Annotated in this window: 12 protein-coding genes; 8 read left to right on the top strand and 4 right to left on the bottom strand. The window is 68.6% G+C overall.

Annotated features, from left to right (window positions below; translation table 11 throughout):
• Positions 1-50 precede the first annotated feature (50 nt).
• From JOC24_RS18915 to JOC24_RS18900, 4 genes are all read right to left on the bottom strand, one after another.
• A complete protein-coding gene (locus JOC24_RS18915; protein ID WP_205021498.1) occupies positions 51-1,160 on the bottom strand; it encodes a hypothetical protein in 1,110 nt (369 codons plus the stop codon).
• An 829-nt stretch (positions 1,161-1,989) separates the two neighbouring features.
• On the bottom strand, positions 1,990-2,616 hold the full coding sequence (locus JOC24_RS18910) for a class I SAM-dependent methyltransferase (RefSeq protein WP_205021497.1): 627 nt from the start codon (positions 2,614-2,616) through the stop codon (positions 1,990-1,992).
• Positions 2,613-3,098, bottom strand: a complete 486-nt coding sequence (locus tag JOC24_RS18905; protein ID WP_374104507.1) for a DUF6009 family protein — start codon at positions 3,096-3,098, stop codon at positions 2,613-2,615. Before JOC24_RS18905 ends, JOC24_RS18910 begins: the two co-directional genes overlap by 4 nt.
• A 592-nt stretch (positions 3,099-3,690) precedes the next feature.
• Positions 3,691-4,248 carry a DoxX family protein gene (locus JOC24_RS18900; RefSeq protein ID WP_205021496.1) on the bottom strand — a complete coding sequence of 186 codons (558 nt, stop codon included), beginning with the start codon at positions 4,246-4,248 and terminating at the stop codon, positions 3,691-3,693.
• Between the two features lie 454 nt (positions 4,249-4,702).
• Here JOC24_RS18900 and JOC24_RS18895 point away from each other — a divergent pair, with 454 nt between their 5' ends.
• The 8 genes from JOC24_RS18895 (at position 4,703) to JOC24_RS18860 (ending at position 13,061) form a co-directional block, all read left to right on the top strand.
• The gene (locus JOC24_RS18895; protein WP_205021495.1) at positions 4,703-5,314 is read left to right on the top strand and encodes an ankyrin repeat domain-containing protein; all 612 of its coding nucleotides are present in this window, start codon (positions 4,703-4,705) and stop codon (positions 5,312-5,314) included.
• Between the two features lie 547 nt (positions 5,315-5,861).
• Complete coding sequence (locus JOC24_RS18890; RefSeq protein WP_205021494.1) at positions 5,862-6,341, top strand: SRPBCC family protein; 480 nt, start codon at positions 5,862-5,864, stop codon at positions 6,339-6,341.
• 67 nt (positions 6,342-6,408) lie between these two features.
• A complete protein-coding gene (locus tag JOC24_RS18885; protein ID WP_205021493.1) occupies positions 6,409-8,046 on the top strand; it encodes a phytoene desaturase family protein in 1,638 nt (545 codons plus the stop codon).
• A 112-nt stretch (positions 8,047-8,158) separates the two neighbouring features.
• A complete protein-coding gene (locus JOC24_RS18880) occupies positions 8,159-9,343 on the top strand; it encodes an alcohol dehydrogenase catalytic domain-containing protein (protein WP_205021492.1) in 1,185 nt (394 codons plus the stop codon).
• 179 nt (positions 9,344-9,522) lie between these two features.
• Positions 9,523-9,849: a plasmid stabilization protein gene (locus JOC24_RS18875; protein ID WP_205021491.1), complete on the top strand. Its 327-nt coding sequence runs from the start codon at positions 9,523-9,525 to the stop codon at positions 9,847-9,849.
• A 781-nt stretch (positions 9,850-10,630) separates the two neighbouring features.
• Complete coding sequence (locus JOC24_RS18870) at positions 10,631-11,677, top strand: acyl-CoA dehydrogenase family protein (protein ID WP_205021490.1); 1,047 nt, start codon at positions 10,631-10,633, stop codon at positions 11,675-11,677.
• Positions 11,674-12,447, top strand: a complete 774-nt coding sequence (locus JOC24_RS18865; RefSeq protein WP_205021489.1) for a PIG-L deacetylase family protein — start codon at positions 11,674-11,676, stop codon at positions 12,445-12,447. The genes JOC24_RS18870 and JOC24_RS18865 overlap by 4 nt, the downstream gene beginning before the upstream one ends.
• Positions 12,444-13,061, top strand: a complete 618-nt coding sequence (locus JOC24_RS18860) for an SAM-dependent methyltransferase (protein WP_205021488.1) — start codon at positions 12,444-12,446, stop codon at positions 13,059-13,061. The genes JOC24_RS18865 and JOC24_RS18860 overlap by 4 nt, the downstream gene beginning before the upstream one ends.

The raw sequence follows: 13,061 nt of genomic DNA, 5'->3' as shown, positions 1-13,061 counted from the left end.
AAGACCAGTGGACAGGACGCAAAAGACGCCGTTCGCCACGCCCTCAGACGTCACGATTCGCCATCGCCTAGATCCAGAGGCGTTTTCGGAACTGCAGAGGTCGCGGCACCGGAACCCCCCGCGGCAAGAATGGACTGCGCCTGGTTGTCCACGAAATGCGTGAAGACCTGCTGCGCGTATCCGAAAATGACAGCCCAAGCAATGATCTGAGCTGACGAGTCCAGATTGGTAAGCCCAGGCACAAACCCGCCACGCATGAGCAAGATCCCCAGCACTGCCGTCAAAGCCCCAGTCGGCAGTTTGAGCAGCGCGAGAGTCAGAGGCACAGCGAACGGGGTCGAAGTCCCCCGCATGCGGCGCAGTGCTGCAGCGGCAGCGATGCTTGCAGCCACAAGCCCTACCAATTCGACGATCAGGTAGTCCGCCCCCTGGGCGGCGCCCGCCACCAACTCCCTTGTCTTCGCAGGGTCTGTGCCTTTCGGAATGCGGTTCATCTCGACCGGGCAGACAGCTACCTTCGCGGATCCGTTGGGCTCCTCGGGGGTGAAACACAGCGGGACCGCGGCAGGGTCGACGAACCCCAGAATCGTGATGAGGACGGCCAGTGCGGTCAAGCCGAGCATGATCCACCAGACGATGTAGACGAAGCTGCGCACTCGCATGGCCTCGTCGACTCTCGCTTGGCGGGCCACGCCCATCGCCTCAAGCAGAATCTCACGCTCCACCTCCGACGGAGGATTCTTTTCCGAAACTGACCGTGCGATCCTTTCCGCCTCGATCCGCCGCGGATCACCGGGCAGCAGGTGCTCGCGCAAGAAGGCCAGCACGCCCGGCAGCATGGGCAGCACCTCGGATTTTCTCGACAACCGCAGCAGCATGTTGTGCGCGGCGTCGATATGGATCCGCCCGACGATGACGTGAGCCGCGTTCTTATACCTGGGAGAGTGCATGGGAGAGATGGCTTCCTCCGCCTTATCCAGTTCTCCCCGGGCCTCCTCGAGAAGTTTCACCTTCCTCCCGCGCTCAGGCTCATCGTCCCCCCGATGTGCTTCCTCTCGGTCGTTGAGGAGCGCGCGCAACTCGCTGATGCGTGCCTGGATGCCCTCGCGATGTTCCCAGGATCCCGACTCGGAACTGCGACACTTCAGCCATTTGTTCATAATTGCGATCTTGCATGTTGTAACCCTCGGACGTGGTTTGACACACCCCGCGAAAAGGGCCGCCCGGGGCCCTCAGCAGCGTCCTCCGCATTCGTAGGAGCGCACCGCTTAACACGCCGGCTGGACTTGCTTCTGCGTGGGGAACCGCAGTTTGCCGTCTGCTGGACGTGGCGCTCGCTGTCGCGCTCACCGACAAGCGCCTCACGGTCCGGGTGGGGCGGTCAGCCGCTCTACCCGCGCCCAGATCCCAGCGTCCAGCCTCGGGCCGCTGGCTTGCAGACCGTCATCGAGTTCACGAGGCCGCTGAAAGAGCGGCTGCTCGATATCGTCCACTCGCCGGTGGACGCCCTTCGGAGCGACAATCCGCGCCCCTCGGCCGCCCCGTCGTGCACCTGGCCCGCAACCACGGGCTGTAGTGCCTGGTACAGGGGCGCCACCCGGTGCGCGATTGCAGAGTACGTCGATCCCATCGACGACCCCGCCGACGAGGAAAAACCGACAGCCGACCTGCCGGGTGACTTGGTCGATCAAGTTACCGCTCTGCGCCGGCAGGCACGGGCGACCGCACACGCAGGTCAGCCACCGCATCGTGACCAGTCCCGGAGTCGACGTACCCGTGCCTGGTCGACTCCAAGTGGTCATCGGTGGCTGTACCAGGTCAGGAAACGTCTCAGTCAGCAGGTCGCCGGAGGTGGCGTCGTGGGTACCGTCACCATCACCAACAGTTCCTGACGCCGTTTGTCAGAGACCGCCGACTGCTGGCACGAGCCGCCCGGCGGGCAGTCGACGGCCGGCAAGGCGTGGTACTACGGAAGCGCAGGGTGTGGACTCACATGGCGGAGAGGCAGTGCACACTGACGGCATACCCACCGCCTTGGTGATAGGGATCGCCGCCCCAGGTGGCGTAGCGCTGTCGCAAGGTCAGTCCGGCCTGAGCACACCAGTCGTCGAACTCGGCAAGGGTCACCGGCGGCTCCGGCAGCGGCAGGTGCGCCGCGTCGAGGCCCATGCCCGTTACCAGGAGACCACCGGGGCGCAGCATCGCGGCCAGTTGCCGGACGACCGCTGATTCGGTGCCAGGGGCCAGCAGGGGAATGACGTTTCCCGCGGCGAGCGCCAGGTCGAAGCCCGGCTCCAGGCCGAGAGTGCTCAGGCGGGCCAGGTCGCCGAGGACCCACTCTTGCGTGGGGGCGTCGCGGCGGGCGACGGCCAGCATCGAGGAGTCGATGTCTACGCCTGTGCAGCGGTGGCCCAACTCGGCAAGCCGGCTTGAGATCCGACCGGTTCCGCAGCCGGCGTCAAGGACCCGGGCGGCGGGCTTCAACAAGGCGGCACAGAAGGCGGCCTCGCCATGGACGTCGTAGCCCGATTCGGCAAGCTGCGCGAAGCGCTGAGCGTACTTCTCTCCGGTTTGCCCGCCGGTGAGCTCTGCCCATCGGTCGTTTTGCCCTGTCATATCCAATGCGCCTTTCGGTTGGCTCGACGATTCCGGCCCGAGGGGTACTGAATCAGCGCCGACGAAGACGATGAGTTTGTTCCCTTTTCGGCGGGCGTGGCTGTGCCTGTCCGACGGTCAGCTGCTATCGCGTTGGGAGCGTGGGGTTTGTCTCCACCGCGGCGGAGTTCGATGGTGGGGGGCGACGGCTTCGCCGGGACGCCTTCGCGGTCGGGATTGGCGTCGCAGCCGTGCGGGAGGAGGAAGAAAAAGAAGACGCGGCGGTGCTGGAGGCCGCTGTAGGGGTCGGCTTCGGCGTGGCCATCGAGGTCGGTGTTGCCGACCATGCGTCCGTCGCGTTCGTAGCAGGGCTTGCCGCGGCGGCGCGGTGTCCTGTCGAGTGCTTGGCGGACGCAGTCGAGTTCGTCGGAGTTTGCCAGCAGGACAAGCAGGACCACTGCGCTCTCGTGGCAGAGGTCGCTCTCGTTCAGCAGCGAACTCATGACGGCAGCCCCTTTTCGTTGTTATTGACCATCCGTGAACCCGTTTTTGCGTGGTGAGCACGCTCCCGGGTGGGGGCACCGTGTCCAGGATATGCGGCGGGGGTGCGAGCGTGTAGGGCGTGATGGTCACGCGTGGTCGACCTGGGCGTCGTCGTCGGCGAGCAGACCGAGGGCTGAATCTGAATCTACGCTTCGGACGAGTTCTTCGCCCCACGCCCGCGACCCCGCCCAGCTCGTGTTCCTCGCCTACGAATCGGTCCTGGTAAAGCCACGCAACTCCTGACCCCGCGCCGCACGGCCCATGGCTCCTCGTCGGCCAGGTCGGCGAGGACTCGGACGTTCACTCCGCGCCTGCGGCTTTGCGGAGTAGTCGGTACGAGTGTCGCCACCTGCCGTTTGGAACCGCGCCGCCGACGGCGGTCACGGTCATCGCGTTGGCGCCGGCGGGCAAGGTGGCCCCGGTGAGGCCGAGAAGGGCCGCCCAGGCCCAGGCGGTCATGGGCAGCCACGCCCTGGCTTCGCACCACACGAGTCGCTCGTGGGGACGCGGTGCGTCCCCACATGCCCCTTGAGCGGACGCCGGCCCGAGCCCTCAGTTACGAATGAGCAGCACGAGGCCGGCGGTCACCGCACCGAGCGCCACCGCCGCCGCACCGTAACCCAGGCGGTGTGCTCGCAGCCAGGGAAGGAAGCGGTCCACGGCGATCCGGCCGGGTCCGGTCAGCGCCAGACCCGCCGCGCCGGCAGTCAGCAGAAGCTCGAACTCAACGCCATCGGGAGCGAAGAAGCCGCCGCCCCACTTGACGGCCAAGGCGTTGATCATCGTGCCGAACACGACGGCGCCTGCGAGCGGGGTGAGCAGGCCCGCGACGAGTCCGAGCCCACCGAAGATCTCGCTGAGCCCGGCGATCACAGCCATGGTCTCGCCGGAGGGATAACCGCTCATCTCGAAGAACTGACCCGTACCCGTGATTCCGCCACCACCGAACCAGCCGAAGAGCTTCTGCGCACCGTGCGCCGCCACAGTCAGGCCCAGAGCAAGCCGCAGCAGGAGAAGCCCCGCGTCGTATGCGCGGAGCGAGGGGGTGCCGGGCCGGGAGCCTCCGGAGGGCACATCTGCGGCGGGGTGGACGGTCGGGGAGGCAAGCATGGGGGGTCCTTCTGTCGACAACAAAGATTGTTTGAACTTTCAAGATTATGCTCGAACCTAACAGATTGAGTGAAAGTTCAACAAGCAAGGGTCCTGTGCCCGAGCGGGATTCCTCGACCGGGCGCTGCCACGTCCACGGAGTGAGTGTCTGATGGGTTCCGGCTCTGTGCGCTCTGGTCGCGGCAGGCCGGCGACGCCGGTGATCCGCTCCCGGATGGCGAAACAAGTGGTCAGTTCGGCTCGATGACCGGGGAGGGTGGTCATCACCCCGGGCGTCGGCGTTACCGGCGTCGTCAGCAATCGGTCACGGCAGGTGTCCTCTCGCACCGGCGCCCTCGCATCAGCACCCGAAAGGTCAGGTCGGCGGACTTCCGGTATGCCGATTGCCGGTCCGCCACCACGCATGGGAGCACCTGTGAGCCGTCCGAGCCGGACGGCCAGGCATGATCAAGGTATGGATATAGCGGATCAGCTGGCACGAGCTGCAGGGGACGGCGACGTGACCGCGGTCGTACAGCTGCTGGGTGCTGGTGCAGAGGTGGATGCCCCGTTCACCGCCGGGCGTACGCGTACCGCGCTGGATCTCGCGGTGCATGCTGGGCACACCGAGACTGTTCGGGTGCTCCTTGCTGCGGGAGCTGATCTGGGGCAGCGGGCAGGTGAGTACGGCGAGTTGACCCCACTGTGCCTGGCTGCCTTGTGCGGGCACACGGCAGTGGTGGAGGTCCTCCTCGACGCCGGCGCCCCCACCGGCACCCAGGGCAGGATGGGTTATGTGCCACTGGTACTGGCAGCGACGGCCACGGAGCATGGGCACCCGCAGACCGTGGACGCGCTCCTGCGCCGTGGAGTGGACATCAACGGAGTGATGAAGGACAAGACACCCCTTGAGTGGGCGACTGCCTTCGGGCAGGTGCAGATGGCGCAGCAACTGCTCGCCCGAGGTGCGGCACCTACAGCGAAGGCGCTGAGCGGGGCCCGCGCAGGCGCCGAGCGGTATCCGGAGGCCGCAGAGAGGTACGCGCTCATCGTCGGCGCCCTGCATGCCGCGGGTATCGAGGACTGACCCTCCGGCCGCCCGGCTTCGCCGGCAGTGCAGTCGGCACGGGTTCGGTGCCGGCGGAGAAAGGGGGCCGTCCTTGAAGTGCCGCGCGGGAAGCCTGGGAGGCGGAGCAGCTCTCGAGGGGTGGGGCCGACCACTTCGGAATGTGTCGCGGTGAGAAGCCGACCCGCCTGTGGTCCGTGGCGGTGAGTTCATACCGAAGAGTCATCACGGCCCCGCCGTCTCTTCCAGAGGGAGGGCGAGACCATGTGAACTTCTCATCGCAGGCCGGCTGTGGAAATGAGTCCGCTGACGCAGCCGCGAACCACGCCGACGGCGTGATCAAAACCTTGTTCGTCCCTGAACCGGCCCACCCCTCGGCAGGGAGCAGCGCCCCCATGACCTCGTCCGCCGTGGCCGGCTGTGCTGTGCAAGCCTCCACAACGCGGTGCCGCCGCGCAGTCGCTTGCGGGCACCGACTGGCTGTCCGTCCCCGCGCGGGAGTGAGTACGGGGGCCTAGCGTGGGAAGGCGCAGCAAGGAAAACGGCACTTCGAACGGCGGAGGAACGCATGGCCGTACGGCACCGCCTCATCAGGAAACCGCCCGAGGACGTCTGGGGGGTCCTGTCCGACGCCGAGCGCTATGGGGACTGGGTCGTCGGTACTTCGAGGGCCGAGCTCGACGAGGGACAGTGGCCCGATGTGGGGGCGGCCCTCCGCTACGAGATCAAGCTCGGGCCGCTGACCCTGCACAACCGGACCGTCGTGCGCCGCAGCGAACCGACGGCCGTCCTCGAACTGGAAGCGGACAGCGGACCACTGGGAACCGCAAGGATCGCGATGGAACTGCGGCCCTGGGGGCAGCACACACTGCTCATCTTCGACGAGCACCCGCTGCGCGGTCCGGGAGGTGCCCTGCACAACGGCCTCCTGGACATGGCGCAACAGGTACGGCACCGCGCGATGCTCGGACGCCTCGCCCGACTGTGTGAGGACGTCGAGGGCTCGGTCGGCGCCGGCCCTGGGCGTCTGCGGCCGCGCGGGACCTGAACCGGCACCGAGACCGGAAGCGGTCGCTTACCGGGTGCGGAGCCTCCCACCGAGCCAGGAGCGAGTCATGCCGGACGCTGTAGTGATCGGGGCGGGCCCCAACGGGCTGGTCGCCGCGAACCTCCTGGCCGACGCGGGCTGGAGCGTGGAGGTCCTGGAGGCTCAGCAGGATCCTGGAGGAGCGGTCCGTCACGACCGCGGTGTCGACCCGGACTTCGTCAGTGACCTCTTCAGCTCCTTCTACCCCCTCGCCGCCGCGTCGCCGGTTCTGGCGGGCCTGGATCTCGAGCGGGAGGGCCTGGCCTGGAGCCACGCACCGAAGGTGCTGGCCCATCCCTTGCGGGACGGCCGCTGCGCGGTTCTCAGCCGTGACCTGGACGAGACCGCCGCGAGCCTGGAGGCGTTCGCGCCCGGCGACGGGGCCGCGTGGATGGAGCTGCGGGAGGTATGGGAGGCGTTGCGCCCCGACATCATCGACGCTTTGTTCACCCCCTTTCCTCCGCTCCGCGCCGGGGCCCGGCTGGCGCTGCGGCTACGCGCGGCCGGCGGGCTCCGGTTGGCCAGGACGATGGTGCTGCCGGTGCGGCGGCTGGGTGAGGAGGAGTTTCGAGGCGAGGGCGGCAGACTCCTGCTGGCGGGCAACGCCCTGCACGCGGACCTCTCCCCGGAGTCGGCGGGCAGCGGTGGTTTCGGCTGGCTCATGTCCATGCTCGGCCAGACCTACGGCTTCCCCGTACCCGCCGGAGGATCCGGGGCACTGACCGGCGCTCTCGTCCGCCGCCTGGAACGCCGCGGGGGCACCCTCCGCTGCGGCGAACCGGTCACCAAGGTCGTGGTCCGCGGCGGGCGGGCCGTGGGCGTCCGCACCGAGAGCGGCGACGAGGTGCCCGCCCGCAGGGCGGTCCTGGCTGACGTGTCCGCGCCGAATCTCTTCGGCTCTCTGGTAGCCGAACGGCACCTACCTGGACGGCTGCTGGGCGACCTGCAGCGCTTCCAGTGGGACTTCGCCACGTTCAAGGTCGACTGGGCGCTGAGCGGCCCGGTGCCCTGGGACTGCGGGGAGGCCGCGCAGGCCGGAACCGTTCATCTGGCAGAAGGGGTGGACGGCCTCACTCGGTTCGCCGCGCAGATCGCCATGGGCCGTGTCCCCGACCAGCCCTTCGCCCTCTTCGGCCAGATGACCACCACCGATCCCAGCCGCTCGCCCCAGGGCACGGAGTCCGCCTGGGCATACACCCATGTTCCGCACCGTGTCCGGGGGGACGCCGGGGGCGACGGGCTGTCCGGCGCATGGGACACCCGGGAGCAGGAGCTCATGGCTGACCGCCTCGAGGTCCAGGTCGAACGCTATGCACGCGGATTTCGCAGCCTCATCAGGGCGCGGCGAATTCTCGCACCGCCCACACTGGAGAGCATGGACGCCAACCTCTACGGGGGCGCGATCAACGGCGGCACCACGGCCATGCACCAGCAACTGGTCTTCCGCCCCTCCCCCGGTACCGGCCGCCCGGAGACCCCTGTTCCGGGCCTCTATCTCGCTTCCGCCTCGGCGCACCCCGGAGGAGGAGTTCACGGCGCGCCCGGAGCCAACGCCGCGAGGGCGGCCCTGCGCGGGCAGCACCTCGGTGCGCTGGCCCACCTTCAGAACCGGCTCACCCACCGCGACCGCAAGGGGCGACGCGTACGACAAGAGCGCCGCACCTGAGAGAACGTCTTCAGCGTTCGACTTCGGAGCCGCAAGCATTCAGGCATTCGTTGAGCGAGCGTCCGGGCGTCCAGTGAAACAGGGAAATCCCGTCGTCGAGAGGATCGCCATCATGCGTGCGTTGACCTACCAGGGGAAGCGGGATGTGAAGGTCGAGACTGTCCCGGACCCGAAAATTCAGGATCCCACGGACATCATCGTGAAGATCACCTCCACTGGGATCTGCGGCTCCGATCTGCACCTGTACGAAGTACTCGGCCCCTACCTCGACCCCGGTGACATCCTCGGGCACGAACCGATGGGCGTGGTCGAAGAGGTCGGTCCGGAGGTCACCTCCCTCGCACCCGGAGACCGGGTCGTCATCCCCTTCAACGTCTCCTGCAGCCACTGCTACATGTGCGAGAGCGGGCTGTACTCCCAGTGCGAGACCACCCAGGTGCGGGAGCACGGCACGGGTGCGTCTCTGTTCGGGTACACGAAGCTCTACGGGCAGGTGCCCGGCGGCCAGGCCGAGTACATGCGCGTGCCCTTCGGCAACGATCTGCCGATCAAGGTCCCGCACGGCCCGTCGGACGACCGGTTCGTCTACCTGTCCGACGTATTGCCGACGGCATGGCAGGCAGTGGAGTACGCGGCCATTCCGCCGGGCGGCAGTGTCACCGTGCTCGGCCTCGGGCCGATCGGGGCGATGGCGGCACGGATCGCGCTCCACCGCGGCGCGGGCCTGGTCGTAGGCGTGGATCTCGTTCCCGAGCGCCTCGACCGGGTGAGCTCGTACGGCGCGACATGTCTGGACGTGCGACGGTACGGAAAGAACATCGGCGACGCCGTCAGGGACCTCACCCAGGGGCGCGGTACGGATGCTGTGATCGACGCCGTCGGCATGGAGGCCCATGGCTCGCCGATCGCGAAGGCGGCACACACGGCTGTCGGCTTCCTGCCCGATGCCATCGGGCAGCGCCTGATGGAGAACGCCGGCATCGACCGTCTGTCCGCTCTTCACGCGGCGATCGACGCGGTGCGCAGGGGCGGCACCATCTCCATCTCCGGCGTGTACGGCGGGTCCGCCGACCCCATGCCGATGCTCACACTGTTCGACAAGCAGATCCAGTTGCGCATGGGCCAGGCCAACGTGAGGCACTGGGTCGACGACCTGCTGCCGCTGCTCGTCGACGACGACCCGCTGGGCGTCGACACCTTCGCCACTCACCACCTGCCGCTCGAAGAGGGCCCCCAGGCGTACGAGACGTTCCAGAAGAAGGCCGACGGCATGATCAAGACCCTGCTCGTCCCCTGACCCGGATCACTGCTCGGTGGAAGCGGGTTCCCATGACGGGTACCCCAAGGCAGGTAGGCGTCGTGTGGTCGGACGCACCCCTTGTTCCGGGTGAGGGACCACAGCCTCGGGTACCCGAAGGACGATCGAGGAACAGGCGAGGCCGTACACCGGCAGCGCACGTACGGAAGGAGAGCGCGATGCCGCGAGGTTCCGACGCCAAGCGTGAGCGTCAGTACGAACACATCAAGGACAGTGCCGAGAAGCGCGGCACCTCCGAAGGCCGGGCCAAGGAGATCGCGGCCCGTACGGTGAACAAGGAGCGTGCCCGCTCGGGTGAGTCCGCCACGGCGAGCGAGACGTCGACACGGGACAAGAAGTCCGCCTACCAGCGAGGTGGTGAGCGGTCACACAAGGGTGCCCAGGGGCCGACGAAGGACCAGTTGTACGCCGAGGCCCGCAAGCGCGGTATCGACGGCCGCTCCACGATGAACAAGCGGGAACTGGCCGAGGCACTCGGGCGCTGACCGACCCGCACCCCGGGCTGATGGGGCACACTCAGCCCTCTCGGCGAGGCGCCTGCTTCACGTCGACCGTGAACACCGGGACACGCCCCGGCAAGGGTCTCCTGGGACTGCTGGTTCCGACATTCTCCGCGAGGTCGAGGGCCGGTGACGCGTCGGCGACCGTGGTGAGCACCACGACGGGAAGAAGGTTGAGGCAGGGGGCACGCTGACGCCGAACCGCGACGCCGCAGGAGAACCCGGATAAGAACAGCGCCTGATCAGATCACCAGGCTGGGTTGTGTCCGCGTCGTCGCCCGATGGCTGGACAAGAAAGCGTCGGCTCGTGCGTCGGACAGACTGCTGCTCGGTCGCTCGCGCGGCACTGGGCAGAAAGAACTGGCTTCCCGCCGCACCCTCCCCAGCCCATGTGCCGGGCCGCCCCGTCGGCCGGGGCTCGCGGCGGTGGCGCGGGCCGGCTCAGTCGTCGTCAGCAGTACACGGTTCGCCTGGCGCGTGCCCCCGCCATCGGGCCCGGTGCGCGCGGCCTGCGCGGCGTCGGCGGTCGTGGCGGGCTCCTTCCGGGCGTCTCCGCATGCCGTCGCCGCACCGAGGGGCGATCGTGGAGTCATGATCGGCGTGGTGTCCGGCGCCCCGGCCGTGCTCCCGGTGACACGAGTACGGGACGGTGCCTCCGGTCCGGGAGGGCACCGTCCCGGAGGGCTCGGCGTGAATCGCCCGTCACCGGGCACAGGAGCCAGGCCGGGCGGAGACACGGCCGGCCGGACGAACGGAGGACACGCGAATGACATTGGACGCCGTACGACGCCCCGTCGTACCCGATCCTCAGCCTGGATCCGGTGAAGCAGCTGATTTCGACGCCCGCGCCCTGCGGGAGGAAACCGCGACTCGCTTCACCTCGGCGATCTCCGCCATCGAAACCGGCGAGCTGAGCTTTCCGCTGCCGGGCAGCGGCGCGACCGCCGACCGCTTCGCCACTTTGCGGGCCGTCGCTGAGGACGATCTGTGTCTCGCCCGGCTGGTGGAGGGCCACGTCGACGCGACGGCCATCCTCGCCGAACTGGCCGGTCCCAACGTCGCTACAGGGCAGCGCTGGGGGGTGTGGGCGGCCGAGCCCCCTGGAGAAGCACTTTCCGCCGTCCGCCGCGACGACGGGCGGTGGGACGTCAGTGGGCTAAAGCAGTACTGCTCGGGAGCACACAGCTGCACCCACGCGCTGATCACCGCACGTGCCGAGGACGGCCGGCGGCTCTTCGCCGTGCCGCTGACAGAAGGGGCCTTCGAGCCGGTGAGGGGCAGCTGGCAGGCACTGGGCATGGCGGGCTCCGACACACCGGACGTCCGCTTCCACTCCGCGGCAGCGGAACCGGTCGGAGGCGTCGAGGAGTACCTGAACCGGCCCGGATTCCAGCACGGTGGCATCGGAGTGGCTGCCTGCTGGCTGGGTGGGGCGCGTGCCGTCGCCCGCGTCCTGGGCGCGGCGGCCCGTCGCGGGAGCGGCCCTCACACGGACGCCCACCTCGGCGCGGTGGACATCGACCTGCGGGCAGCCGACCTGCTCCTGGAGGCAGCGGCGGCCGAGATCGACGCCGACCCCCTGGACGTCAAGGGTGAGGCAAGGCTGCGCAGCCTGCGCGTAAGGGGCTTCATCGAGGCGGTCTGCGATCGCACGCTCGGGCATGTGGGCCGTGCGACTGGAGCGGGGCCGTTGTGCCACGACCGGCGCCATGCGCGCGACGTCGCCGACCTGACCGTCTACATCCGTCAACACCATGCCGAGCGCAACCTCGCGGAACTCGGTGCCCTGGTCAGCGGCCGGGAGGAGAAGTGACCACACACGCCGACGGTCCGCCGCCGTGTTCCGACGCCATTCAGGCCCCCGGTACCGACGAGAGCGTCTGGGAGGCCTGGACGGGCTGGGAAGACCTGCCCGAGTTCCCGTTGCCTTCCCGGGGCAGCCGGGTGGTCGTGGTGGCGGCCCATCCCGACGACGAGGTTCTGGGTCTCGGCGGCACTATGGCTCGGCTCGCCGACGCCGGGCACCGGCTCACCGTGGTGTCCGTGACCGACGGGGAGGGTTCCCACCCGCACAGTAAGACCGTGCGCGCCGACGAACTGGTCCGGGTCCGCGCCGAGGAGACCCGCACCGCCCTCGACCGGCTCGGCGCCCGGAACGCCGAGGTCGTACGGCTGCGGATCCCGGACTCGGGTGTCGACCGTCACGAGGATGATGTGCGACGGGCCCTGGTCCCGCTGTGCTCGGGAGCGGCCCTTGTCGCGGCTCCGTGGGCGGGCGATGTGCACAGCGACCACGAGGCGGCCGGCCGCGCGGCGCGGGCAGCGGCTCGCGAGGCTGACGCGCCTTTCGCCGAATACCCCGTCTGGATGTGGCACTGGGCGCGTCCCGATGATCCCCGCGTGCCCTGGGGCCGGGCGGCACGACTCTCTCTGTCCACCGGTGTCCAGGCCCGGAAGCGGCAGGCGGTCGATGCCTTCGTCTCGCAGATCGGGCCTCTGGGGCCGGAAGCGGAGGATGCCGCAGTCCTGCCGCCCGAGGAGCTCGCCCATCATCTGCGTCCCCGCGAGGTGGTGTTCCTGTGAGCACCCCCGCCGGATATTTCGAGGGCATGTACCGGGGTCAGGACGACCCCTGGCACCTCCAGGAGCGCTGGTACGAGCAGCGCAAGTACGCGCTCACTCTGGCCTCGCTGCCCAGACCTTTCTTCCGTTCCGCCTTCGAACCCGGATGTTCGGTAGGGCAGTTGACGCGGCTCCTGGCTGCGCGGTGCGAGCGGTTGCTCGCCGCCGACCGGGTGGCCTCGGCGGTGGAGACCACCCGGCGGCGCACGGCGGACCTCGGGCAGGTGGAGGTGGCCCGGCTGGCCGTTCCCGAGGAGTGGCCCGAGGGGCGATTCGACCTCGTCGTACTCTCCGAACTGCTCTACTACTTCGATTCGACGCGACTGGACGCCTTGTTGTCACGGGCCGTCGGCTCGCTCGAGCCGGGCGGGACTCTGGTCACCGTTCACTGGAACCATCCCGTGCCGGAGCACTTGCACACCGGCGCGCAGGTGGCCGACCGGCTCGCCCTTGAACCCGGGCTGATGCTTCGGACCGATCATCAGGAGGATGACTTCGTCCTGCAGACCTTCAGCAAAGTCCTGCCGGGTGAGGCGGCACCGGCCTCGCCCGCCGCCTTCGAGGGACTCGTGTGA

This window comes from Streptomyces sp. HB132, from assembly GCF_016909575.1.
GTDB lineage: Bacteria > Actinomycetota > Actinomycetes > Streptomycetales > Streptomycetaceae > Streptomyces.
Note: the sequence above shows the minus strand (reverse complement) of the source record. Positions and strands in the feature narration are given on the sequence as shown.

Coding starts and splice junctions, on each gene's coding strand:
- JOC24_RS18895 (WP_205021495.1), top strand. CDS start 4,703: ATGGATATAGCGGATCAGCTGGCACGAGCTGCAGGGGACGGCGACGTG.
- JOC24_RS18915 (WP_205021498.1), bottom strand. CDS start 1,160: ATGAACAAATGGCTGAAGTGTCGCAGTTCCGAGTCGGGATCCTGGGAA.
- JOC24_RS18890 (WP_205021494.1), top strand. CDS start 5,862: ATGGCCGTACGGCACCGCCTCATCAGGAAACCGCCCGAGGACGTCTGG.
- JOC24_RS18885 (WP_205021493.1), top strand. CDS start 6,409: ATGCCGGACGCTGTAGTGATCGGGGCGGGCCCCAACGGGCTGGTCGCC.
- JOC24_RS18900 (WP_205021496.1), bottom strand. CDS start 4,248: ATGCTTGCCTCCCCGACCGTCCACCCCGCCGCAGATGTGCCCTCCGGA.
- JOC24_RS18910 (WP_205021497.1), bottom strand. CDS start 2,616: ATGACAGGGCAAAACGACCGATGGGCAGAGCTCACCGGCGGGCAAACC.
- JOC24_RS18875 (WP_205021491.1), top strand. CDS start 9,523: ATGCCGCGAGGTTCCGACGCCAAGCGTGAGCGTCAGTACGAACACATC.
- JOC24_RS18870 (WP_205021490.1), top strand. CDS start 10,631: ATGACATTGGACGCCGTACGACGCCCCGTCGTACCCGATCCTCAGCCT.
- JOC24_RS18905 (WP_374104507.1), bottom strand. CDS start 3,098: ATGAGTTCGCTGCTGAACGAGAGCGACCTCTGCCACGAGAGCGCAGTG.
- JOC24_RS18880 (WP_205021492.1), top strand. CDS start 8,159: ATGCGTGCGTTGACCTACCAGGGGAAGCGGGATGTGAAGGTCGAGACT.